General features: G+C 52.5%; 21 protein-coding genes. 18 read left to right on the forward strand and 3 right to left on the reverse strand.

Translation table 11 applies throughout. The annotated features are described in order from the left end of the window. Positions 1-450: 450 nt before the first annotated feature. Positions 451-765 (forward strand): GNAT family N-acetyltransferase, encoded by a 315-nt coding sequence (locus ACR0JF_RS19650; protein ID WP_170661382.1) that lies wholly within the window; start codon positions 451-453, stop codon positions 763-765. Between the two features lie 816 nt (positions 766-1,581). Here the strand turns inward: ACR0JF_RS19650 and ACR0JF_RS19655 are convergent. Then, positions 1,582-2,361, reverse strand: coding sequence for an MOSC domain-containing protein (locus tag ACR0JF_RS19655; RefSeq protein WP_170661381.1), 780 nt, complete (start codon positions 2,359-2,361; stop codon positions 1,582-1,584). A 396-nt stretch (positions 2,362-2,757) separates the two neighbouring features. On the opposite strand from ACR0JF_RS19655, the gene ACR0JF_RS19660 reads away from it, so the two are divergent. From ACR0JF_RS19660 to ACR0JF_RS19710, 11 genes are all read left to right on the forward strand, one after another. Further along, entirely contained in the window at positions 2,758-4,077 is a 1,320-nt protein-coding gene (locus ACR0JF_RS19660; protein ID WP_170375848.1) for an ABC transporter substrate-binding protein, read from the forward strand. Positions 4,078-4,156: 79 nt separating this feature from the next. After that, positions 4,157-5,104 (forward strand): carbohydrate ABC transporter permease, encoded by a 948-nt coding sequence (locus ACR0JF_RS19665; RefSeq protein WP_170661380.1) that lies wholly within the window; start codon positions 4,157-4,159, stop codon positions 5,102-5,104. Then, positions 5,101-6,039, forward strand: coding sequence for a carbohydrate ABC transporter permease (locus ACR0JF_RS19670; RefSeq protein ID WP_010442361.1), 939 nt, complete (start codon positions 5,101-5,103; stop codon positions 6,037-6,039). Before ACR0JF_RS19665 ends, ACR0JF_RS19670 begins: the two co-directional genes overlap by 4 nt. Further along, entirely contained in the window at positions 6,036-6,224 is a 189-nt protein-coding gene (locus tag ACR0JF_RS19675; RefSeq protein ID WP_155150119.1) for a hypothetical protein, read from the forward strand. Before ACR0JF_RS19670 ends, ACR0JF_RS19675 begins: the two co-directional genes overlap by 4 nt. A gap of 2 nt (positions 6,225-6,226) precedes the next feature. Further along, on the forward strand, positions 6,227-7,324 hold the full coding sequence (locus ACR0JF_RS19680; RefSeq protein ID WP_170661379.1) for an ABC transporter ATP-binding protein: 1,098 nt from the start codon (positions 6,227-6,229) through the stop codon (positions 7,322-7,324). Continuing rightward, positions 7,317-8,309, forward strand: coding sequence for an ABC transporter ATP-binding protein (locus ACR0JF_RS19685; RefSeq protein WP_170375854.1), 993 nt, complete (start codon positions 7,317-7,319; stop codon positions 8,307-8,309). Before ACR0JF_RS19680 ends, ACR0JF_RS19685 begins: the two co-directional genes overlap by 8 nt. Positions 8,310-8,320: 11 nt before the next feature. Next, positions 8,321-9,943 (forward strand): dihydroxyacetone kinase subunit DhaK, encoded by a 1,623-nt coding sequence (locus tag ACR0JF_RS19690; protein ID WP_170661378.1) that lies wholly within the window; start codon positions 8,321-8,323, stop codon positions 9,941-9,943. Between the two features lie 7 nt (positions 9,944-9,950). Next, entirely contained in the window at positions 9,951-11,009 is a 1,059-nt protein-coding gene (locus ACR0JF_RS19695) for a LacI family DNA-binding transcriptional regulator (RefSeq protein ID WP_170375858.1), read from the forward strand. A 27-nt stretch (positions 11,010-11,036) separates the two neighbouring features. After that, positions 11,037-12,092, forward strand: coding sequence for a sugar phosphate isomerase/epimerase family protein (locus ACR0JF_RS19700; RefSeq protein WP_170661377.1), 1,056 nt, complete (start codon positions 11,037-11,039; stop codon positions 12,090-12,092). Next, positions 12,092-13,246: a Gfo/Idh/MocA family protein gene (locus ACR0JF_RS19705; protein WP_170661376.1), complete on the forward strand. Its 1,155-nt coding sequence runs from the start codon at positions 12,092-12,094 to the stop codon at positions 13,244-13,246. The genes ACR0JF_RS19700 and ACR0JF_RS19705 overlap by 1 nt, the downstream gene beginning before the upstream one ends. 502 nt (positions 13,247-13,748) lie before the next feature. Beyond that, entirely contained in the window at positions 13,749-14,117 is a 369-nt protein-coding gene (locus ACR0JF_RS19710) for a DUF3124 domain-containing protein (RefSeq protein ID WP_170661375.1), read from the forward strand. A 160-nt stretch (positions 14,118-14,277) separates the two neighbouring features. Here ACR0JF_RS19710 and ACR0JF_RS19715 read toward each other — a convergent pair whose 3' ends face one another. Further along, positions 14,278-14,607: a DUF1214 domain-containing protein gene (locus tag ACR0JF_RS19715; RefSeq protein ID WP_480669744.1), complete on the reverse strand. Its 330-nt coding sequence runs from the start codon at positions 14,605-14,607 to the stop codon at positions 14,278-14,280. A 632-nt stretch (positions 14,608-15,239) separates the two neighbouring features. After that, positions 15,240-15,542, reverse strand: coding sequence for a DUF1254 domain-containing protein (locus tag ACR0JF_RS19720; RefSeq protein WP_170661373.1), 303 nt, complete (start codon positions 15,540-15,542; stop codon positions 15,240-15,242). 422 nt (positions 15,543-15,964) lie between these two features. On the opposite strand from ACR0JF_RS19720, the gene ACR0JF_RS19725 reads away from it, so the two are divergent. The 6 genes from ACR0JF_RS19725 (at position 15,965) to ACR0JF_RS19750 (ending at position 22,638) form a co-directional block, all read left to right on the forward strand. Continuing rightward, on the forward strand, positions 15,965-17,290 hold the full coding sequence (locus tag ACR0JF_RS19725) for a mechanosensitive ion channel family protein (protein WP_170661372.1): 1,326 nt from the start codon (positions 15,965-15,967) through the stop codon (positions 17,288-17,290). Beyond that, complete coding sequence (locus ACR0JF_RS19730) at positions 17,287-18,900, forward strand: mechanosensitive ion channel family protein (RefSeq protein WP_170661371.1); 1,614 nt, start codon at positions 17,287-17,289, stop codon at positions 18,898-18,900. Before ACR0JF_RS19725 ends, ACR0JF_RS19730 begins: the two co-directional genes overlap by 4 nt. Positions 18,901-18,984: 84 nt before the next feature. Next, positions 18,985-19,311, forward strand: a complete 327-nt coding sequence (locus ACR0JF_RS19735; RefSeq protein ID WP_170377193.1) for a potassium channel family protein — start codon at positions 18,985-18,987, stop codon at positions 19,309-19,311. Positions 19,312-19,491: 180 nt separating this feature from the next. Beyond that, complete coding sequence (locus ACR0JF_RS19740; protein WP_170661370.1) at positions 19,492-20,571, forward strand: AI-2E family transporter; 1,080 nt, start codon at positions 19,492-19,494, stop codon at positions 20,569-20,571. Continuing rightward, positions 20,568-21,632: an HlyD family secretion protein gene (locus tag ACR0JF_RS19745; protein ID WP_170377197.1), complete on the forward strand. Its 1,065-nt coding sequence runs from the start codon at positions 20,568-20,570 to the stop codon at positions 21,630-21,632. The genes ACR0JF_RS19740 and ACR0JF_RS19745 overlap by 4 nt, the downstream gene beginning before the upstream one ends. Beyond that, on the forward strand, positions 21,622-22,638 hold the full coding sequence (locus tag ACR0JF_RS19750; protein WP_170661369.1) for a DUF2955 domain-containing protein: 1,017 nt from the start codon (positions 21,622-21,624) through the stop codon (positions 22,636-22,638). The genes ACR0JF_RS19745 and ACR0JF_RS19750 overlap by 11 nt, the downstream gene beginning before the upstream one ends. The last annotated feature ends 8 nt before the right edge of the window (positions 22,639-22,646 follow it).

Genomic DNA, 22,646 nt, shown 5'->3' on the forward strand with positions numbered 1-22,646 from the left:
GTCGCAAAGAACCTGCACCGATTTTGATGGCAGGTATGATCTCAGCGATTAGTCATTCTCACTGTGTTTCGATGATCCGCTCTGCGCCCAATCTTACTTCGTCTTGCTCGTAAGCTACTGCACTGATAACCTATTTAGACGCTTGGCACAGAAGCTAGGGCATGGATATTTTATGTTTATGATTGCGGGAAACCGCTAAGTCCTGAACAGAAGGACGACCAAGCCAAATAGAGCCTTCGCAGAGGTAGCAGGCCGTCCTTTTTGTTTAGCTCGTGAACACTCAAACTATCCTCAACTACGCATGAGCTTTGCGCCCGTCACATCAAGCGTCTTTGCTTGTCTCGCGACACGAAGAAAGACGAAAGATCAATGAAAATTCGACCAACAAAGCAAGACGATATCGTTGCCTTTTAGGAGTTGCTTGACGCCACGGATCTTTTCCCTAGCGAAATGCTTCCTGACATTGTCGGTACATTCCTATCCGACAGTAAAAACTCTGATATTTGGGTGACATGCGAAGCGAAAGGTAACGCCGTATGCTTCTGCTACGCAGTCCCGGAGGAACTTACCAAAGGTGCATGGAATATGCTAGCCACAGCAGTCCAGCCGGCCGAGCAGGGTAACGGTTTTGGCGCTGCCATCGCTAAGCATCTGGAGGCCGAACTCAAGAAGCGTGGACAGCGTATCTTGATAGCTGATACTTCAAGCTCAGACGAGTTCGCACAGACACGCGAGTTCTATCGCAAGAACGGCTACAGCGAATAAGCTCGCATCAGCGATTTCTGGGCAGCGGGGGATGACAAAGCCGTCTTAGGGAAGTTACTAGATTAACCTCAGAGCGCCGATGTTGACCTATCTTCGAGCAGGTCAATTTAACTTTTTTTTGCTCGATTTCGCAATGTCAGCTTTGCCCGCGATCTAAAGCTCGACCAGTGCCCATATCGAGCATATGCAGCGAATGTCGGCGATGCGGGATGCGATCGCGGCATTCAGGTACTCAGTCGAGTGACCGGTATAAGCCGTAATTGGCAGATAGCAGCCAACACAAAAGATCGAACAAGTTCGAGTTATAGCGATTGATCTGCGGTTCTGAATCACACTTCGTTCAAAAACACGAATTGACTTGGTGTGCTACCTGGTGTTGGAAACTCAGAGCCTTTCTGGTCCAAATATGACGGTTGGGTCAGGTTAGTGTGACGTTCAACAGGAATGTTGGGCGACACATGGATTTGCATTTCAGAGTCGGCTAGGCCATTAATTTTGTACAGACTGAGTTATTTCGAGCGCAACAAAATCGCCGTTGACGACACAAAGACCTTCCACCTCGTAGTCAGCGCGCATAGGCCCATCTTTCTTTTCAAGCCCAAGAAGAGGTCAGACAAGTTCGCAAACAACGTTTTTGGTAATTCTTCTAGGTTCGGTTTTTAACAGGCTTCAACTGGAGCATCGTTTTTCGAGGGAGTTAAATTCTCTACACTGGGCGCGCAAAAAAAAACAACTGGCGAAAGAGTAGACACAAACTGTTTGAGACAATGCGAGACAAACCGCCTTGGACTATTGCTTTTGCGGGTGGAGCAGTATTCAATTTAATATTTCCCCAGTTTGGCCGACGCTCAGCATTCCCCCTTTAGCCACCTCGACATAGACACCCATGTCCATATGGCCCATCAACTCCCGAATTAGATAGGGTATCTTCAAGTCCCGCTCGGCCGTATCCGGGTTCACTTCAGTGGCTGCACACCTTTTAGTACGCGAGAGTATCTTGAACTCGACATCGCCGAATCTAAGAACTGATCCAACTGCGTCCAGCTCAGAAAACGGGAGTAAGCCTTCTATCTCCACATTCGCCCGGAAGCGTGCTGGGTGGATTTCCGCGTTCAGTTGTTCACCCAATTTTTCCACCGACGTCAGATTCAATACGGATATCGCATTCATCATTTTAGGTGAGACGACAGACACATCTGTAAACCGATGAGGAGCAGACGAAACGAAATTTGGCGGTTCGGGATCTTTTAAATCGATCTCTGAAGACAGGAAACTTGCCGCATTCATCCGATCTTCTGGTGCTTGCATATTAAAGCTGTGTGTTTTGCCGCTTGCTTTGATCTTTAGAGTTTGGGTCTCAATATCAAAATTCGTCTTAACGCCTGCCAGTGCAGCCTCATTCAACAGAACAACAAAGCGATCTTTCGGCAGTGGCTGAGGGTTCTGCGCATCGAAACCGGAGTTGTAGCGCGCGAACCCGAACAGGCGATCACCAGGAATCCCCTCTCCTGCTCGCAGCTTTACGGTTTGCATGGGCTCGGCACTCAAACCTTTAATTGGGTACCGATTCAATCTGACGATAGAGAGCATGATCATACGTCTGCACCTGACCAAACGAGTTTTACACGATCCTGCGTGGTCCGTGCTGTTTGACGCTATCTCCAATTCTCCAAGGTATCGACCAAATAATCTGTGAGTGCTGCAAAAGCGTGTTCGCTAAACCTGCTGGACACATCATTGCCGCGGTACGGGCTGTACCAATTTTGGTCAACAGGGCCTCAAAAATCCTAACTGTCGAAAATACATGCGCATCAACGCAAATAAGACAATTAAATAAAATCAATAACTAAAAAGCGATGCCGACAACCTTCTTTGACTATTTGAGGTACGAACCTCAAAAAATTCTGGACTTGAGGTGCGTACCTCAAATAGCCTTGGAAGTATGCCGCGATTCGCACATCCTCGATTGACGGCGCAAAAAGGGAGGAATGGATGACTTACACAAAACTGGCCTCGGCCAGCGCAATAGTCCTTGCCGCTACTACTCTTTCTACCAAGGCAAATGCTGAAGATCTGACGCTTTGTTGGGCTGCATGGGACCCGGCCAACGCGCTTGTTGAGCTATCAAAAGAATTCGAAGCAGAATCCGGCCACACAATGAACTTCGAGTTTGTTCCCTGGCCAAATTTTGCGGACCGGATGCTGAACGAGTTGAACTCGGGGGGGAAGCTCTGCGACCTGCTGATCGGTGACAGCCAATGGATCGGCGGTGGCGCTGAGAATGGTCATTATGTCCAGCTGAACGAGTTCTTCGATGCTGAAGGCATCAGCATGGACGATTTCGCGCCGGCCACTGTCTACGCTTACTCGACATGGCCTAAGGGCACACCAAACTACTACGCGCTGCCTGCGATGGGCGATGCAAACGGCTGGTTCTATCGCAAGGACTGGTTCGAGAACCCAGACATCCAGGCCGCTTACAAAGAGGCTACGGGTCAGGACCTGCGTGAACCTCAGTCTCAGAAAGAGTTGTTGCAGATCGCTCAGTTCTTCCAAGGTCGTGAGATCGACGGCAAGACCGTCTATGGGGCAGCAATCTTTACCGAGCGCGGCTCTGAAGGGATCACCATGGGTGTGACCGGAGCGCTGTATCCTTGGGGCTTCAAATACGAAAACACCCCGGGCTCATATGACATGGAAGGCGCGGTAAACTCACCCGAAGCGGTTGAAGCTCTGGAGTTCTACAAGGAATTCTACGAAACGGCGACGCCTCCGGGATATACCAACTCCTACATGGGTGAGAGCCTGGACGCCTTTAAGTCCGGTCAGGTCGCCATGGCCATGAACTGGTTTGCGTTCTTCCCAGGTCTCTACGCCGACCCCAATACGGGCGGTGACAAGATCGACTTCTTCGTGAACCCACCTCAAAATCAGGCAGGTTCGACGCTGGGCGGACAAGGTATCTCTGTTGTCAGCTACTCCGACAAGCAAGACGCCGCACTTGAGTACATCAAGTGGTTCGCGCAGCCAGAAGTGCAGGCCAAATGGTGGGAGCTAGGCGGCTACTCCGCACATAACTCCGTGCTGGAAGATCCTGGTTTCGTAGACAGCCAACCGTTTGCTGGTGACTTCCTGGAAGCAATGGGCGGTGTGCAGGATTTCTGGCAAGAGCCTGCTTACGCGGAACTTCTGCTGGCAATGCAGAAACGCATCCACGACTACGTGGTTGCTGACCAAGGTACAGCTCAGGAAGCGTTGGATCTTCTGATCGAAGATTGGACGGAAGTCTTCGAAGACGAAGGCAAGCTGTAATCCGGACACAGGCCGGAGCGGGTGCAATCCCGCTCCACCTTCACCCGTGAGTCCTAAACCAACAAGAACTGGCAAAGAGATGTCTGACAGGACCGTATATCGCGTTGCGCAGGCAACGCCCGAGCGAGTTGCGCGAAAAATCCGGGGATTATCCGACCGCGCGATCGCCTGGATATTCATCTCCCCAACGATTTTTCTATTGCTGGCGATCAACATCTTTCCGTTGATCTGGACCATCCAACTGAGCTTTACCAACTACAAGGCCAATCGGATTGGGCGTGAAGTCAAAGATGTAGGGCTCAGGAATTACGAACGTATCCTGACGGACTCGGACACCTGGCTGAACATGCAGGCGACGGCGCATTTCCTGTTCTGGACGATCTTTTTCCAGGTCCTGATCGGGTTCACACTAGCGTGGTTGATCAACAAGAAATTCAAGGGCAACGATCTTTGGACCACGATTATCGTGTTGCCGATGATGCTGTCTCCGGCGGTTGTCGGGAACTTCTGGAAGTTCCTGTACCAGCCTCAGATCGGCCTGTTTAACTACATCGTATCCTGGTTTACCGGCAAGGACCCATCGAGCTTTGAAATGCTGGGATCCGTAACGTTGGCCCCTTGGGCGATTGTGATCGTTGACACCTGGATGTGGACCCCCTTCGTGATGCTGATCTGCCTGGCCGGTCTGCGCAGCATTCCCGACTACATCTACGAGGCGGCTGAGATCGACAGGGCCAGCAAGCTGCGGCAGTTCTTTACGATTACCATCCCGATGGTTCTGCCGTTCCTCATGCTCGCTGTGCTGTTTCGAGGGATCGAGAACTTCAAGATGTTCGACCTGGTGGTTCAGCTCACCGGCGGTGGGCCGGGGTCTGTTACGGAGCTCACTTCGATCAACCTGAAACGCGAAGCCTTTGAGAAATGGCGTACGGGCTATGCGTCAGCCTATGCGATCATCCTTTTCGTCACCGTGTTCGGCCTTGCGTCGATCTACGTCAAAGCCCTGAACAAGGTGAAACAGAGATGAGCAGTTTTTCCGTCACAGAACCTTCGAACCGGTCCAAATGGATCGCAGGCTTCCTAGTCATTACTTATGCGCTGATCACGATGATCCCGCTGGTGTGGATCTTGCTGACTGGCTTCAAGTCTCCGGCCGATGCGATCAGCTACCCGCCAAAAGTGGTCTTTGACCCAACGCTTGAAGGCTACGTCAACCTCTTCACCACGCGCACACGGCAGACGCAGGAGTTTCTGGAAGCCAACCCACCGCAGAACTGGGCCGATGAGATCGTGCGCCAATACGACATGGTGATTGTCGGGCCATCAAAGTTCGGCGAGCGCTTTATGAATTCGGTTATCATCGGATTTGGCTCAACCTTCCTGAGTATCTTCCTTGGTACGCTGGCCGCCTATGCGTTCAGCCGATTTAAAGTACCGCTCAAGGACGATCTTCTGTTCTTCATTCTTAGTACAAGGATGATGCCACCGGTTGCTGTCGCCATCCCAATCTTCCTGATGTTCAGAAACCTCGGGCTGAGCGACACGCATCTGGGAATGATCTTGCTCTACACGGGCGTGAACATTTCGCTGGCGGTTTGGTTGCTGAAAGGGTTCATCGACGAAATCCCACGGGAATACGAAGAAGCGGCATTGATCGATGGCTACACCCGGTTTCAGGCGTTCTACAAAGTTGTCCTGCCACAAGCCGCCACAGGTATTGCGTCGACCGCCATCTTCTGCCTGATCTTCGCCTGGAATGAGTACGCGTTTGCCGTGCTGCTGACATCCGCGAATGCGCAGACTGCACCACCGTTTATCCCGACCATTATCGGTATTGGCGGGCTGGACTGGCCTGCTGTGGCGGCAGGTGCCACGATCTTCCTGATCCCCGTCATGATCTTCACCATCCTGATGCGCAAACATTTGCTGCGTGGGATCACATTCGGAGCCGTACGCAAATGAGCGAGTTTCTGACCGGATTACTACGGCTCCGCCGCGGCCCATGGGAGATGGTCGCAACCATCCTTATTGCACTGGGTGTCTTCATGCTGATGCAACCCTTTGTCCTTTGGGCCTTCACCTACTCTTTCATCGTCACGCTGATCGGAACCGTCATGTTCATCATCGTCAGCCATTTCCCGGAGTAGAAATGGCCCAGATCGTAGTCAAAAACGTAAAGAAGATGTTCGGCGATTTCACGGCTGTCCGCGAAAGCTCGTTCACGATTGAGGACGGCGAGTTTTTCATGTTGCTGGGCCCGTCCGGTTGCGGAAAAACCACGACCCTGCGGATGATCGCAGGGTTGGAGCTTCCAACGTCGGGTGAGATTTATCTGGACGGCGAAGAGATCAGCCAGCGCCCGCCGTCAGAGCGGGACATTGCCTTCGTGTTCCAGATGTTCGCGCTGTATCCCCACATGAACGTACGCAAGAATATCAGCTATCCCCTGATATCGCAGGGTATGCCCCGCGCCGCCGTAAAGGCCAAAGTCGAGGAAGTCGCAAGCATTCTGGGGATCAACGACATCCTCGATAGCCCGGTAGGTGGGTTGTCAGGCGGCGACAGGCAGCGCGTGGCGCTGGGTCGCGCGATTGTCCGGGAGCCCAAGGCGTTCATGATGGACGAACCTCTTGGTGCCTTGGATGCCGAGTTTCGTGAGCATATGGCCGAAGAACTACGCGCACTTCATGATCGCATGGGCGCAACCACTGTGTACGTCACGCATGATCAGCTGGAGGCCATGCAAATGGGCGACAAGATCGTGGTGATGAATAATGCTGTGATTGAGCAATTCGGCACGCCGCAGGAAATCTACGACAAACCAGCCACAATGTTCGTTGCGGACTTTATAGGGTCTCCTTCGATGAACTTCCTGCCGTTTCAAGGAAAGGTCGCGCCTGGCTCGGAAATGGTTCGACTGAATGGCCATGACGAAGCCGTGCCCAAGCTGATGGAAGGGGCGGAAGGTGACTTGGTTTTCGGTGTTCGCCCCGAGCATGTTTTTCTGTCAGACGACAGCTCCTACCGGGCCAAGGTCCTGGCCGCGGAATATTTGGGAACCACCCAGATCGCGACGCTGCAAAGCCCGAATGGGGAGTTGAAAGCCCGGATTGATGCACGTGAAACCGTTAACCCCGGTGAGACTGTTGGATTGGAGTTCCGCTCCCCCGCAGTAACCCTGTTTGAAAAATCTACCGGGCGCGCGTTGAGGTCCGCTCTGAACGACGAGGTACTAAGCAATGGCTGAAGTCGTGTTGGAGAACATCTCGAAGTCATTCGGCAACGTCAAAGCGGTAGATGATATCTCAATGACGATCCCCAACGGGGCCTTTGTGGTGTTGTTGGGCCCGACAGGTGCGGGAAAAACAACGACTCTGAGATTGATTTCCGGGCTTGAGAAACTGGATTCAGGAACGGTGCGCATTGCCGGGCGTGACGTTGGAATAGATACACCTGCCCAGCGCGATGTAGCGATGGTCTTCCAGCAATACTCGCTGTACCCGCATATGACAGTGCGGGAAAACCTGTCTTTCCCTCTGCGGTCGCCGATCCTGAAGACGCCAGAGGATGAGATCGCAAGGAAGGTCAACGAAGTCTCAGAAATCCTCCAGATCCCGCACAAGCTGGACAACAAAGCCACTGAACTGTCAGGCGGCGAAATGCAGCGTGTGTCGATCGGACGGGCGCTGGTGCGCGATCCGCAGATCTTCCTAATGGACGAACCGCTCAGCTCTTTGGACGCCAAGCTGCGGGCGGATCTGCGGGTCGAGTTGAAGAGGATTCAGGCCGATCTGGGGTCAACCTTGCTCTACGTGACCCACGATCAGGTCGAAGCCATGACAATGGCGACGCATATCGGCGTTTTGGAAAACGGCCGATTGGTTCAGTACGGAACACCCCGGGATATCTATGAAAACCCGGGCAGTGTTTACGTTGCCAGCCGGTTGGGTCTGCCGCGGATCAACATCCTACCGTCCGAGTTGTTCGGAGGCGATCACAAAGGCCCGCAGATCGGCCTGCGCCCGGAAAACATCATTGAAGGCGAAGGTAGCGAGGCGCGTGTGATACGCGCCGAGCATCTGGGAGATCAAACACGGCTGCACCTGGACCTGAATGGTCACCCGGTTGTGACCCTGATTGATGTCCATCAGGACTACCCATCTGGAAAGATTATAAAAATCCGCCCCCAAAACCCGTTGTATTTTGACGCGTCCGGCGCGCGCGTGAATTAAGGAGCAAAAGCATGGCCCAGTTCCTCAACACAAAAGAAACCCTGGTGACAGAGGCGATAGACGGCCTTCTGGCTTCCTCTGGCGGTCAGCTTACCCGGCTGGACGGCTATCCGCATATCAAGGTTGTCTACCGGTCGGATTGGGATAAGTCGAAGGTCGCCTTGGTGTCCGGAGGAGGATCTGGTCACGAACCCGCCCATGCCGGTTTCGTTGGCGCCGGTATGTTGACAGCCGCGGTCTGCGGCGAAGTGTTCGCCTCACCCTCGGTGGAGGCGGTTTTGGCCGGCATTCTTGCGGTCACGGGTGAGGCTGGATGCATGCTAATTGTCAAGAATTACACCGGTGATCGGCTGAATTTTGGACTGGCGGCGGAACGCGCCCGCGCTTTGGGTCGCAAGGTCGAGATGGTTGTCGTCGACGATGACATCGCCTTGCCCGACCTTCCGCAACCACGTGGCGTGGCGGGTACGTTGTTCGTTCACAAAATCGCCGGAGCGCTTGCTGAAAGCGGTGCTGACCTAGACACCGTCACTGCCGCCGCAAGAAACACTATAGCGAAGGTTGTCAGCATCGGTATGAGCCTGGACACCTGTACCGTTCCGGGATCTCCGAAAGAAGACAGGATCGCGCCGGGGAAGGCAGAGCTTGGCTTGGGTATCCATGGTGAGCCCGGCGTACAGCAAGTCGAGTTCTCAAATGCTGTTTCGGCTATGTCCACAGTCGTGGAGAAGCTGAAGCAAAGGGTTGGGTCTGGGGATTGCGTGGCGTTGGTCAACAACCTGGGCTCGACAACTCCGCTAGAAATGGCTGTCCTCACGCATGCGTTGTCCGAAACTGGTATCGCCCACCATATCATTGGCCCGGCACCCATGATGACGTCGCTGGATATGCACGGGTTTTCGGTTTCCATTCTGCCCGTAGGCCAAGACGATTTGTCAGCGCTTGAAGCACCCGTTGATCTAGCCGCATGGCCCGGGGTCAATTCCATCGACCCGATCAAAGTAGCACCATTGCCTGATGGCCTGACCCCAATCGATCCAATTCCTTCGAACAATCCCGCAACAAAGGAAACGATCACCCGGTTGTCCGACCTCCTCATCAACGCCGAGAAAACACTGAACGAGCTGGACGCAAAATCCGGGGATGGTGATACAGGAAGCACATTGGCGACCGCCGCTCGGGCGTTACAGGGTAGCCTCGACCGGATGCCGCTGGCTGATCTGACACAGCTGTTTCCGGCGTTGGGCAACGAACTGAGCCAGACAATGGGTGGGTCGTCCGGTGTGATTCTTGCGATCTTTTTCAACGCAGCCGGGGATGCCTGTGCAAGCGGAGCCTCCGTGCCTAAATCCCTTGTCGAGGGCCTGAACCGTGTCAGCCAGGTCGGGGGTGCCAAGGTCGGTGACAGGACAATGATTGACGCCTTGGCACCGGCACTTGCCGCACTGCCATCTGGTCTTACGCATGCGGCCGAGGCTGCCCGCGAAGGCGCGAACAACACCGCAAATATTCGTCGTGCGAAGGCAGGCCGGGCAGCCTATGTTCCCGAAGAAAACCTAGTTGGACATAACGATCCCGGTGCTGAGGCTGTTGCTTTGTTATTTGAAGGCTTGGCGCGGGAGATTGAGGGCTGAAGAACACGTGGAAGACCAAAAACAAAAACTAGAATTGGTGAAAAAGCCAACCGTCAACGACCTCGCGCGCGTCGCGGGTGTCAGTCTCGCGACTGTAGATCGGGTCTTGAACAGACGCCCCGGCGTGCGTGCCGTAACCGTACAGAAAGTACAAAAGGCAATTGATGAGCTGGGCTATGTGCGCGATACGGCCGCGGCCAACCTTGCGCGAAACCGAGTTTACAACTTCCTCTTTGTTCTGCCGGGCACGGACAACGAGTTTGTGGAGGCAATCAGCAGTCAGATCGCAGAACAATCCCGTGACCAATTTATCGAGCGGACCCGCATTGCGATAAAGAAGGTCGCTCCGTTCGAGCCGCAAGATATCGTCAACATTTTGGATGCTGTCGACAGTTTGGATGTTGATGGGGTTGCCGTTTTTGGGCCCGAAACGCCTTCTGTCCGCGATGCTGTCAAAAGGCTCAGGGACAAAGGCGTTCCGGTGGTTGCCTTGGTATCTGACTTGCCCAGTTCCGAGCGAGACCACTTTGTGGGAATCGATAACGTTTCGGCAGGACGAACCGCCGCTCAGCTGATGGGGCGGTTTGTCCATCGCGACGGCAAGGTCTTGGTTCTTACAGGCTCTCGTTTGGCGCGTGACCACCTGGAGCGTCGCCAAGGCTTTGACATTGTCGTGGCCGAGGAATTTCCGCACCTCCAAGTCGTGGCGTCGGTTGAGGGCCGGGATGACCCGGATCTGATTTACAAGATGATGCCGGAGATCTTTGAAACCTATCCAGATCTGGTCGGAATATACTCGTCAGCAGCGGGCAATGCCGGCCTGATACAATTTCTTTCGGAGAACAGGTTCAGCAAAGATCTGGTGATCATAGCGCATGAGCTTACTCCGCTCAGTCGTGAGGCGCTTAGGCTTGGCACATTTGACGCCTTAATCTCGCAAGACACCGGGCATATTGTTCGTTCTGCTGTCCGTCTATTGCGCGCTACTAAGGACAAGGTTCCATTCAACAAAGCGCAGGAACGTATCCGTATCGACATCTATCTGAAGGATAATTTACCGCCGTAGAGGCTTAGGTTTTGGGGAGGAAATTTTATGAAGAAGATCAAAGGTCCAGCTTTGTTTCTTGCGCAATTTGCGGGGGACGAAGCACCGTTCAATTCGTGGGACGCGATCACCAAATGGGCGGCTGATTGTGGATACAAAGGCGTTCAGGTCCCCAGTTGGGACGGCCGGTTGTTCGACCTTGAACAGGCCGCGTCCAGCACCGGCTATTGCGATGACTTCAAAGGCAAAGCCATGGAGAATGGCGTCGAAGTCACCGAACTTTCAACGCATCTTCAGGGCCAGCTTGTGGCCGTTCACCCAGCCTATGACAGCGCGTTTGATGGCTTTGCTGCCGAAAGCGTTCGCGGGAACCCGAAAGCCCGGCAAGAATGGGCAGTGGATCAGGTCAAAAAGGCACTGTCAGCGACAAAGAACCTAGGCATTTCGGCACATGCGACATTCTCAGGCGCGTTGGCATGGCCCTATGTTTACCCCTGGCCGCAGCGTCCTGCGGGCTTGATTGAAACGGCATTTGATGAGCTCGCTCGTCGTTGGGTACCGATCCTTGATCACGCCGAAGACTGCGGCGTTGATGTCTGCTACGAAATCCACCCCGGAGAGGACCTTCACGATGGTGTGACGTACGAGACGTTTCTGGAACGGACGGGAAATCACCCGAGGGCCTGCATGCTATACGACCCGTCGCACTACGTGCTGCAATGCCTCGACTATCTGGACAATATCGACATTTACAAAGATCGGATCCGGATGTTCCATGTTAAAGATGCCGAGTTCAACCCGACCGGGCGGCAGGGTGTTTATTCCGGATATCAAAGCTGGGTTGATCGGGCCGGACGGTTCCGTTCACTGGGCGATGGTCAGGTGGATTTCGGGGCTGTGTTTTCAAAGATGGCCGCGAATGACTTTGATGGCTGGGCTGTGGTCGAATGGGAATGCTGTCTCAAACACCCCGAAGACGGCGCGCGCGAGGGCGCGCAGTTCGTGTCCGATCACATCATCCGTGTGACCGAGAAAGCCTTTGATGATTTCGCTGATGGTGGCGCTGACGAAGCCGCCAATCGTAAAATGCTGGGGATTGAGTGATGGTCACAGGACGCAGTGAAGAAACTTCAGGGCGCATTCGGCTTGGCATGGTTGGCGGCGGAAACGACGCCTTCATCGGCGGCGTTCATCGCATAGCCGCACGATTGGACGACAAGTTCGAATTGGTTGCCGGTGCTTTGTCTTCGACGCCAGAGAAATCCATTGAAAGTGGTAAAGCACTGGGCCTCGAACGGGTCTATGAAGACTTCAAGCAAATGGCGATCCGCGAAGCCCGGCTGAAATCCGGGATCGAGGCGGTCTCAATCGTCACACCAAATCACGTCCACTATGCTGCCGCACGTGAGTTCCTGAAACGCGGTATTCATGTCATTTGTGATAAGCCACTCACCTCGACCCTTGCCGATGCAAAAAAGCTGGTCAAAGCAGCAGAAAGCGCGAATGCCCTATTCATTTTGACCCACAACTACACGGGCTATCCGATGGTTCGGCAAGCGCGTGAAATGGTTGCCAACGGCGAAATTGGCAAGATCCGCGTGGTTCAGGTTGAATACCCGCAGGACTGGCTGACCGAGCATCAGGATTTCAAACAGGCTGAGTGGCGAACTGATCCCGAACGCTCGGGCGCGGGCGGATCGACCGGTGACATCGGAACCCATGCCTACAACCTTGCCTGCTTTGTAACCGGGCTAACGGCGGAAAGCCTAGCGGCGGACTTGCAGGCCTTTGTGCCGGGGCGCAAAGTCGATGACAACGCCCACGTCTTGCTTCGCTTCAAAGGCGGAGCGCGGGGTATGTTGTGGTCGTCTCAGGTGGCTCCCGGAAATGAAAACGCACTTCGTTTGCGGGTCTACGGCGAAAAAGGTGGTCTGGAGTGGGCCCAGGAAGACCCCAATTACCTTTGGTTCACACCATACAACGAACCCAAGCGCCTGATCACCCGAAATGGAGCTGGAGCTGGTGATGCTGCCAACCGGCTAAGCAGAGTCCCTCCGGGCCATCCCGAGGGATATCTTGAAGGTTTCGCCAATATCTATGGAGAGGCTGCTGAGGCGATCCAAGCTTTCCGAAATGGGATTTCACCTGACGCGTCTGTTGTTTATCCAACGGTTCATGACGGACTCAACGGTGTTAAGTTTGTAGCCGCATGCGTGCAAAGCTCTTCAAGGAATGCGGCTTGGGCCAAGTTAGAGTAATTTCTAGCTGTGGGCAAAGAGAACACATTTTGGAAGGCAGCGTGGGTGTCTACCAAAAACCGAAAAGCGCGTAGCCTATAGATGAACACTCCGGAACCACAAAAGGCAAACGTCACTGAATCTGTGTTTTTTGAAGCGGCCTCCGGTTTAGTGGTCAGCTCCATATCGAAGCGCCTCCGCATTCGCCTCGTGGCAGATCAGCAGGAACAGGCGCTTTTACTCGGGAAAGCTCTGATATCAAACGCCATCGAATGGCAGGGAAGACGCTACATCATAGACAGATGGGAAATAGCCGATTAGCGAGCAAAACGGTCATTTTCTTGCGCTGACCCTTGTCATCCGTATGCTCATTTTCAACACAGAACAAACGGAGCATTCACCTAAATGAAGTTTTTCTCACGCAGATCTTTCTGGTCATTCTCAATGGTTCTGGGTTCATTGACGGCTGCGCCAAACTTTTCATTCGCGCAGGTTTCGGAGAGTGTAGCCTCTCAAGTCATCTATGTTCCCTCGTATTCAAGAGTTTTTTACGCAAGAGGGGCGCAGCGAGCCGCTCGCATCTACCCTTGTTGTGCACAACGTTAGTGTACAATCGGAGATCAAAGTTGAGCGTGTCGAATACTACGACAGAACGGGGCAGCTTCTGGAAACACTAGTAAATGAGCCTGTTCAATTGATGCCATTTGGGTCGATGAGTGCTCTTGTACCTATCGATAGCGTCGGAGACGGGATTGGAGCGAATTTCGTAGTTACTTGGTCGGCAGAAGTGCCGGTACTACCCCCAATCGTTGAAGCAATCATGGTTGGTGGAAGCGGCACTCAAGGGATCTCGTTTACAAGTCGAGGTCAGGTGTTATCCCAAACACCGTAGCACCCAGCATTACTCTCGCTTCGATATAGCCAACTCGACCATCGCACTAGTACTTAAGCATATCTGAATTGTTCATTGCCACTGCGACAGGGGCCCACTTTGGGCTCGTTGCGGCCATTCTCTGCTCCGTGCTCAATTGTTCGAAAGAGCCCAAACGAACCTAGTCCAGCCGCTCCGTATCGTTCAATTCGAAGCTTTTGTCGAGAAGGGTCGGCTCCGATCCGTAAAAGCGTGTAAGCAAGAAAAACCTGCGGTCTGGGTCAGTTGGAAGCCAGTAACTCTCTTTGCCTTCAGGAGAGGTGGGACCAAAGTAGATATCGACTGATCCGTCATTGTTCACTTCAACATCCTGCATAGTGGAATCTATGGCGCTGGGATCTATAACCCGGAGATAAGACGCGGCTACCAGATCGTAGGTGGTTATAGACCAGAAATCCCGAACCGGAACATTGGCAGGCACAGTCAACTTGTAGCTTCTGCCGCAGTCCAGCTATTCCTGGTCCGGCGTTTCGGCAAGATCTAGATAGTACGTTGAAGTTCCGTAGTTTTTTATGCTGGTGATGATCGCGGAGTACAGTGCGCCGCGGGCATGGCAGTCATAATAGGATGGGTACTCATAACTCCAATCAGTCTAACGCCACCCGTTCGGGACCAGCGCGGACCAACGTTTCCCTTCAAATACAAAGGGACTCAGCGCACAATGATAATGATCGATCACGTACTCCAACGCCTCTGATCCTGCGGCGTCGTAGATGGCTTGCGTATCCGCACTAGGTTCAAAGGGTTCATTTCGTTTTGATACCAATCCGCGCGAGCGCGCCCATCATTGTAATGTCACGGTCAAGCACAACTTCTTCACCGATCATCTCATGGATATGGCCTTATATGCCGCCTTGCGTGACAGGCGTCGTTTCCAAGTTCGCCCCGTAAACGTCGACATATTGTATCGACACCTCACCGCCTGCTTCAGACAACGGGTAAACCTTAATTTTTGGTCAGCGCCGTGGCTTTCGCAAGGTTTTCTTCGGTGGCGCCGCTGGCAAGGATCGGACGAAGCATGACAAAGCCGAATTTCGTGTCTTGTTCATAGACCAGAGCGTTCGGAAGCAGTGGGCCGTTGTATCACTGCGGCACCAGCATATACCTTGCTCCTGCACCGCAGTCCCGACCGATGGAACCGAATTCGTCCAAAGGGCGTTGCCGTGCATCCATAATTGTGCCGAAGATTCCGATACCCTCTTCGGACGCAGGCATTTCAAAACCGTTCGGGCCGTCTTCGATAGCCCAAAGGGTGTGGATGTAGGGCGTTGTGTTATTCGGTTTTGCAGTCTGGAAACGCCAATCCTGGACTTTTGAATTATACCCAATGTCATTGGGACCGCCCCCTGCATTGGCAAGTGCGTCACGATATAACTTGAAATTCATTAGCGGCATTGCGCAAATCGCTGCGTCGACAGCTCGATGATAGGTCATCCGCTCGGCTGTGGTGGCATTCGCTAGATCGAACTCACTTTATTGGGCGGTTGTCGCAGCGGCTGGGCCGATAGCAATTGCCTTTGCGATTGCGATATACTTCAAGCGCATCATGGAGGAGATCTTTCCAAAAGTGTCCAAATCTGATGAAGCCCGTTCCCTTTTTGGGTCTTTCGTAGAAGGGCTGCAGAAACTAATTTGCCATACTCGCAATACCGTAAAGTCGGCGAATTGGATTGATCACCATTTTCCAACACGAGGCGCACCTAACATAGCTGTTGCCAGCACTTAAACATGCAAAAATAAACATAAGTCTAGATTTGATGGGTCCTCCTATGCTCTCCTCAAGCGCTATAGGAGTAGGGGACGATCAGATGAAACGACTGCGCAGATTTAGACTGGTCTGGTATTTGCTTTTGTGCGTTGCGGTGTCGTCGAATGGGTTTCCTGTTGTCGCTCAAGTCACTGAACCAGAGCAGGAAGTTGTTGTGCTGGAAAACAACAACTTGTTGGAAGAGGTGGTTAAAAAAACAATCCCGGCAGATGACTTGGAAATCCTACTCGTCCCGTTAACGGCGGAAGAGTTATCCGACGTCGCAGGTAGTTGGCAGGGTTACGTGCGAGCGCAACTCGAAGACGTCGCACAAATCAACCTTCAGCTTCGGTCAGCAAAGGGAGAGCAAGAGGCCCGCTTGCGGTCTCAATTGTCTTCCTTAAGTGCATCTGGATCAGATTTTCTAAACAACTACCGACTAGTGCTTGAAGCTTGGACTTTGAAAGGAGCAAAGGCGGAAGATCTCGAGCCTCATACCGACTATATTCTCGCTTTGAAAGCCGGCGCTCTTAAGACAACCGATCTTCAAACACTTTTTCAGAACGCCTGGACTTGGCTGTTTTCCTGGGATGGCGGCGTTGGCGTGCTGATGGCCGCCCTGGGCGTTTTGTTGGCTGTCTGGGCCATGATGTTTATCGCAAGAATGGTGAGACGGATCACCGAACGCGGCCTCGGCAAAATTCCCACGATTTCCAGGATGCTCAAGCGCTTCATAGCCACAACGGTTTACTGGGTTGTTTTTGTGCTTGGCATCCTGGTCGTCTTAGCTCTCTTCGGAGTCAACGTCACACCGCTATTTGCGGTGCTTGGCGGTTTGTCTTTTATTCTCGGCTTCGCTTTGCAGGAAACTCTGGGCAACCTTGCAAGCGGTCTGATGATCATGGTTCTCAAGCCGTTCGATACCGGCGATTATATTCAGGTCGGGGGTTCATCAGGTTTTGTGGACGAGATGTCAGTTGTTTCGACCAAGATCAGAACGTTCGACAACCAGATCATAGTGGTGCCAAACAGCAAGATTTGGGGGGATGTAATCACCAATGTGAGCGCATCTGAAGAACGTCGGGTCGATCTGGTTTTTGGCATCGCCTATTCGGACAACGCAGCCCAGGCAATTGACGTTCTGAAAGACTTGGTAGCCCAACATGCGCTGTGTTTGAAAACGCCGGAGCCAGAAGTCTTTGTGGGTGAGTTGGGTGACAACTCGGTCAATATCTTTTGCCGACCGTGGTCCAAATCAGACGACTATTGGACAGTCTATTGGGACCTAACGGGTCAAGCAAAGGAGCGGTTTGACGAAGAAGGTATTTCGATCCCGTTCCCCCAACGGGATGTTCACTTGATACCTGTGGAAGGAGCAAACTCATGAGAGCTTTTTCAGTTTGGTTCGTATCATTTCTTCTCTTGTGCAATGTCGCGTTTGCCCAGTCCGAGGAGATCCTCGTTGCACCCGAAGAAAGAGACGATCCCGAGTTCATAGCGCCGGTTGTTATCGACGGCGCGGAGTTGTTCGTGGTTCGAGGATCGAGCGCATTGCCCGCCATTGAAAGGGCGGCAAAAATCGAAGAGCGAATTGCTCAGGTCGCAGATGCGTCTCAAAGCAACACGGTCCAGATGCAGATTTCGGATGCTGAGTTTGGAAAACTAATCCGCGCGGATGGACAAATGGTTACGATCACCACGCAAGCGGATGCTGAACACGAACAAATGGCCATTGAGGTTCTTGCGGGGCTTCAATCCGAAGCGATCGAGGCGGCAATCCTCCAATACCGAGAAGGTCGGTCCAATGAGGGCAGAGTGGGCAGTGCCATGGCGGCGTTTGCTTGGACGGCAATCTTTGCTTTGGCTTCGTATGGTTTTTTTGCAAAACGTAAAAAATTATTGAAATACATAAGAAAAATCTTGGAGAAGAGGGCAGAAGGCGTCGAGGAAGCCACCAAGTCCATCTTAAGGAGCCGGGCTATCGCGTCGATCATCGTCTATTCAATTCACATCTTGATGTGGGTCCTTTTTCTGTTCTTCTTCTACTACTATCTTTCTCTGGTCCTGCTTTCTTTCGCCGAAACACAGGGTATTGCTCAAATCCTTTTGAAGTACGTCAGTGAGCCCCTCATCAGCGTTGTCTTGGCAATTATGAGCTACATTCCAAACCTCATCATGCTCGCCATCATTGCCGCTGTCACAAGAATGGCCATTCGTGGCATCGATCTATTCTTTGAAAACCTCGAGAATGGTGCTTTCAAGATCAAGGACTTTGAAGACCATTGGATTGCACCTACAAAAATGCTGGTCAGGGCATTGATCATCGTGATCGCGCTCGTATTCGCTTACCCTTACATTCCAGGGTCTGATTCACGAGCTTTTCAGGGTCTGACCATTCTCGCAGGTATCATGGTTTCACTCGGGTCAAACACGGTTGTTTCAAATATGATGGCGGGCCTGTTTGTTATCTATAGACGCAGTACCAACATTGGCGATCGCATTCAGGTCGGCGACAAGATAGGGGATGTCACCGAAATCAAGCTGATGGAAACACTCATCAAGTCGATAAAAAACGAGATGATTAGTATTCCAAACTCGCAATTGTTAAATTCCGAGGTTGTGAATTACTCGCGCAAAGTGGATGGGCGAGGACTGCTGGTTCACACCTCAGTCGGGATCGGATACGAGGAACCTCCAAAGAAAATCAAAGCTATGCTTGTGGAGGCAGCTCTTCGAACTCAAGGTTTGAAAAAGACGCCGGAACCCTTTGTCCTTTGGACGCAACTGGCTGACTACGCGATCAATTATGAGATCAATGCGTATACGTCGCGTGGATCGAGCTTGCCCAAAATCTTGTCCGATCTTCGCGAGAATATAGTCGAAGTGTTCAATGAAAACGGAACACAGATCATGACACCGTCCTACATAGCAGATCCGCCTGAACCCAAAGTTTCGACAGAAGAATGGAACGGCAGGCTTGCTCATGAAGTTGAATAGGTTCTTTGACCAAACGACGATAGGCGATTCATAATAAATTCGAAAACTGCTATGTAATTATGTGTTAGTTGCTAAGGTAGTCCAATGAACGCGCTTACCAGAATCACCAGAGGGATACGAACGGCCTTTAAGGATGGCAGAGTGAAAGGCCTTTTGGCCTTCACGGTCGGAATGATTTTATGGGCCTCGGTCTTCTACCACTTTGTAGAAGGTTGGAGTTGGCTCGACTCAATCTACTTTTCTGTCGTTACAATTTCGACCGTAGGGTTTGGTGATTTTTCACCTGAAACCGCAGTGGGGAAAATCTTTACAATGTTTTACATCATTGTAGGACTGGGCGTTTTTGTAACCGCTGCGACCACTGTGGCTGATACGATCTTATCCCAAGACGACAAGAAAACAGACGAATAAACTGCACCTGGTTTCGTCCAACCGAGTTCGTGCACAGGCATCAGATTGCCAGCGCATTTCAAACCCTATTGCGGATTCACTTTTGTCTTCAAATCGATAGGTGATCAGCCCAATCTCAAAATAATATACATATAACGTTTTTTGAGTATAATAATCAGAAAACAAACCCAGGGGGATGGAATGGAAAAAACTCAGGACGCAAAGATTGTCGATCTAGCGATACGCTTGCTGTTTCTCGGACTATTTCTCTATAGCGCATTGGTCATGGTGGCCCCGCTCGCAAGCGTGGTCATCTGGGCAACGATCCTTTGCGTGGCGCTCTATCCGGTGTTTGATTGGATGCAATCCAAATTGGGAGGGCGAAAGAAGCTTGCAGCGACGATCTTGGTTTTGTTGGGCCTTGTTCTGACCCTGGGGCCAGTCGCAACTGCGGTTTCCGGTGCTGCCGAACTAGGATCCGAATTTGCGGAACAAGCCAACAAAGGCGAAATAAAAATTCCCCCAGCGCCCGAAGGTATCAAGGAACTACCGGTAGTCGGCGGGAAAATTGCTGATGTTTGGGGCATGTTCGAGCGGAATCTGGACGGTGCGCTTGCAAAATACGGCACCCAAATTCTTGAAATCACCAAGTCCCTTTTTGGTAAGGTTTTGGGGATCGGAATTGGGCTTCTTGGCCTTGCCCTGTCGGTATTGATAATGGGGGCTTTGTTCAGTCCCGGACCAAGTATGGTTCAGGGCCTTCAGCGCTTTGCCAACCGTGTATTTGCGCCGCGTGGTGGTGAATTCGTTACTCTGGCAGGCGCAACGATCCGAAATGTCACTAAGGGTGTAATTGGTGTCGCCGCCATTCAAGCCGTCGTCGTTTGGATATTGTTGGTGCTGTTTGGGATAGGCTCGGCCGCTACGCTGGCGTTTGTCTGCCTGATCCTCTCGATCATCCAGATTGGACCCGGTTTGGTGCTTATACCAGTGATCATCTATGCATGGAGTTCCATGTCCGGAGGTGCAGCTTTGATCTTCACCATACTGGCCATTCCCGTGACCATAATGGACAGCTTCCTGCGCCCCGTCTTTATCTCAAAAGGCCTTGAAACGCCGATGCTTGTGATCCTCATCGGGGTTCTGGGAGGCATGATGGCCTATGGCTTGATCGGCATTTTCATGGGACCCGTATTGTTTGCGGTCTTCTATGAGTTGTTCAAAGTTTGGATTGACGCACCACCGGTTAGCGAAGACGCCGCTGAAGGAGCTGCAGAATGAGGAAGACGATCTGGTCGACATTAGCCGTCATTCTCATTTTTCTCGTCTGGTATCTGGTCGCTGACAGAAAGACACCGTTCACAGGAAATGCCAGAGTAAAGGCCGTGGCGACCCAGATCGTTCCGCAGGTCACTGGGACGGTGACCGAGGTTCTTGTTCAAAACGGTCAGGTGGTCTCGGCAGGGGATGTTTTAGTTCGCATTGATGCCAGACCGTACGAAATCGATCGTGACAAAGCCCAAGCCGATCTCGAGGCGGCCACTCAGGAGGTGGGTGCCTCGTCAGCCGAAGTAAGCGCTGCTCAGGCCAAACTGGCGAGGGCGCAGAGTGATCTCGACACTATGCGTCTTCAGACTGAGCGCGTATTTGCGCTCGAAAAGAAAGGGCTGATTGCCGTCTCAAAGGCTGATGATGCGCGAGGGCAGCTGGCAGAATCTGAAGCAAACTTTGAGAACGCAAAAGCGGATCTGGAAAAAGCAAAGCAGAGGCTCGGTGACGATGGGGTTGAAAACCCGAAGATCCAGCGCGCGTTGGCTGCTTTGGCGGATGCGGAACTGAACCTTGAATGGACTGAACTGCGTGCTCCGGCAACAGGTGTCATCTCAAACTTGCTGATAGCCCCAGGTACGTATGCCCGATCAGGGCAAGATCTATTGACGTTTCTGGATGCAACAGACGTCTGGATCGAGGCGTATTTTACTGAGAACAACCTGGGAAGAGCGTCGATAGGGTCTCCGGTTGATGTGGTATTGGATATGCATCCCGGTAAGATTGTCCCTGGCGTCATTGAGAGCTTCAGTGCCGCTGTGTCTTTGAGTGGTGGTGATGAACCCGGGCAATTGGCAAGCGCACCAAGTACCAAGGGGTTCTTGCGAGAGCCTGAAAGGTTCCCGGTCAGGATCGTCTTACCCGGTTATGAAGCTGGAAGTGCTGAAGATGACCTTCGCTTTCAGCTGAACGGGCAGGCCGATGTGATTATGTATCTAAGTGACAACTCGTTACTGAACCTCGTAGGCCGTACCTATATCCGCGTGGTTTCAATTCTGTCCTATGCGTACTGAGGACCAGCGCTCTGTCGCCCGGCTTGCGCTGGGTGTGACCGGTGTCTTTTCGTTGGGCTTGTTTCTTGGTTGGCCACTCGCAGTCGTCGGGGCGGTATTCACTGCACTGTTTCTGCAAGCGCCTGCCGCATTGCCTTTGGCGGCATTTGGCAAGCTGTTTGTCTTCTCAATTGGATTGATGTTCATTTCGTTCCTGCTGTCCTCAATTTTCTCACCATATCCTGTTGTGTTTCTCATCCTCGTGGCGATTGGAATAATCCTGTCTTTCGTTTGGTCGGTTTCTGGTGCCGGAGTATTGCCGGGAGTCATCGCTCTTATGGGGGCGTTGATGATCCCGAATTTGGTTCTGCAGTCACAGGATCTGGCCTTGGTGCTCGTGTATTGGATACCGCTGAATTTGTTTTTTGCAGGCTTTGTTTCAACGCTGATGTTTGTGCTAATTCCCGCTGAACCTCCGACGGCCGCTCAGAAGAAAGCCGCAGCGTCGTCAGACTTCGACCCTCATCGCCGCATCGTCCGGATGTCACTTGTCACAGTTCCGTTTGCTATGGCGTTCTTCGTTTCCGGCGCATCCGCACTGCTGGTTCTGTTTTTTGTCGCGCTGCTGAGCCAGCAACTCGCGGCGATGCCTGCGGCGGGCAAAACCGTAGCAAAAGCAATGCTGACGGCTAACCTTCTTGGAGCGGTAGTCTCCATAATTTGTTACGAGATAAACGTAGTAGCTCCGGTAATTCTCACGTCTATTCTGCTATGTTTTTTCTTTTGCCTGACCCTCGGAGCACTTGGAAAATCACAAGCCCCGCTCGCCGCTGCCGCTGGCTCTGCAATTACGACCGCTTTGATCGTCTACGGTGGGTCAATTGCGCCTTTTTCCGACGAAGCTGACGTAAAGAGTATTACGCGCGTTCTACAAGTCGCCAGCGCCGCGATCTTCGTAATTGTTGCCTATGTCGTGGTTGACGAATTCTGGCCTGAAAAGAAACGACGCCCTGCATCAGAAGCCTAAGGTGGAAC

It is taken from the genome of Ruegeria sp. BG11 (assembly GCF_056538565.1).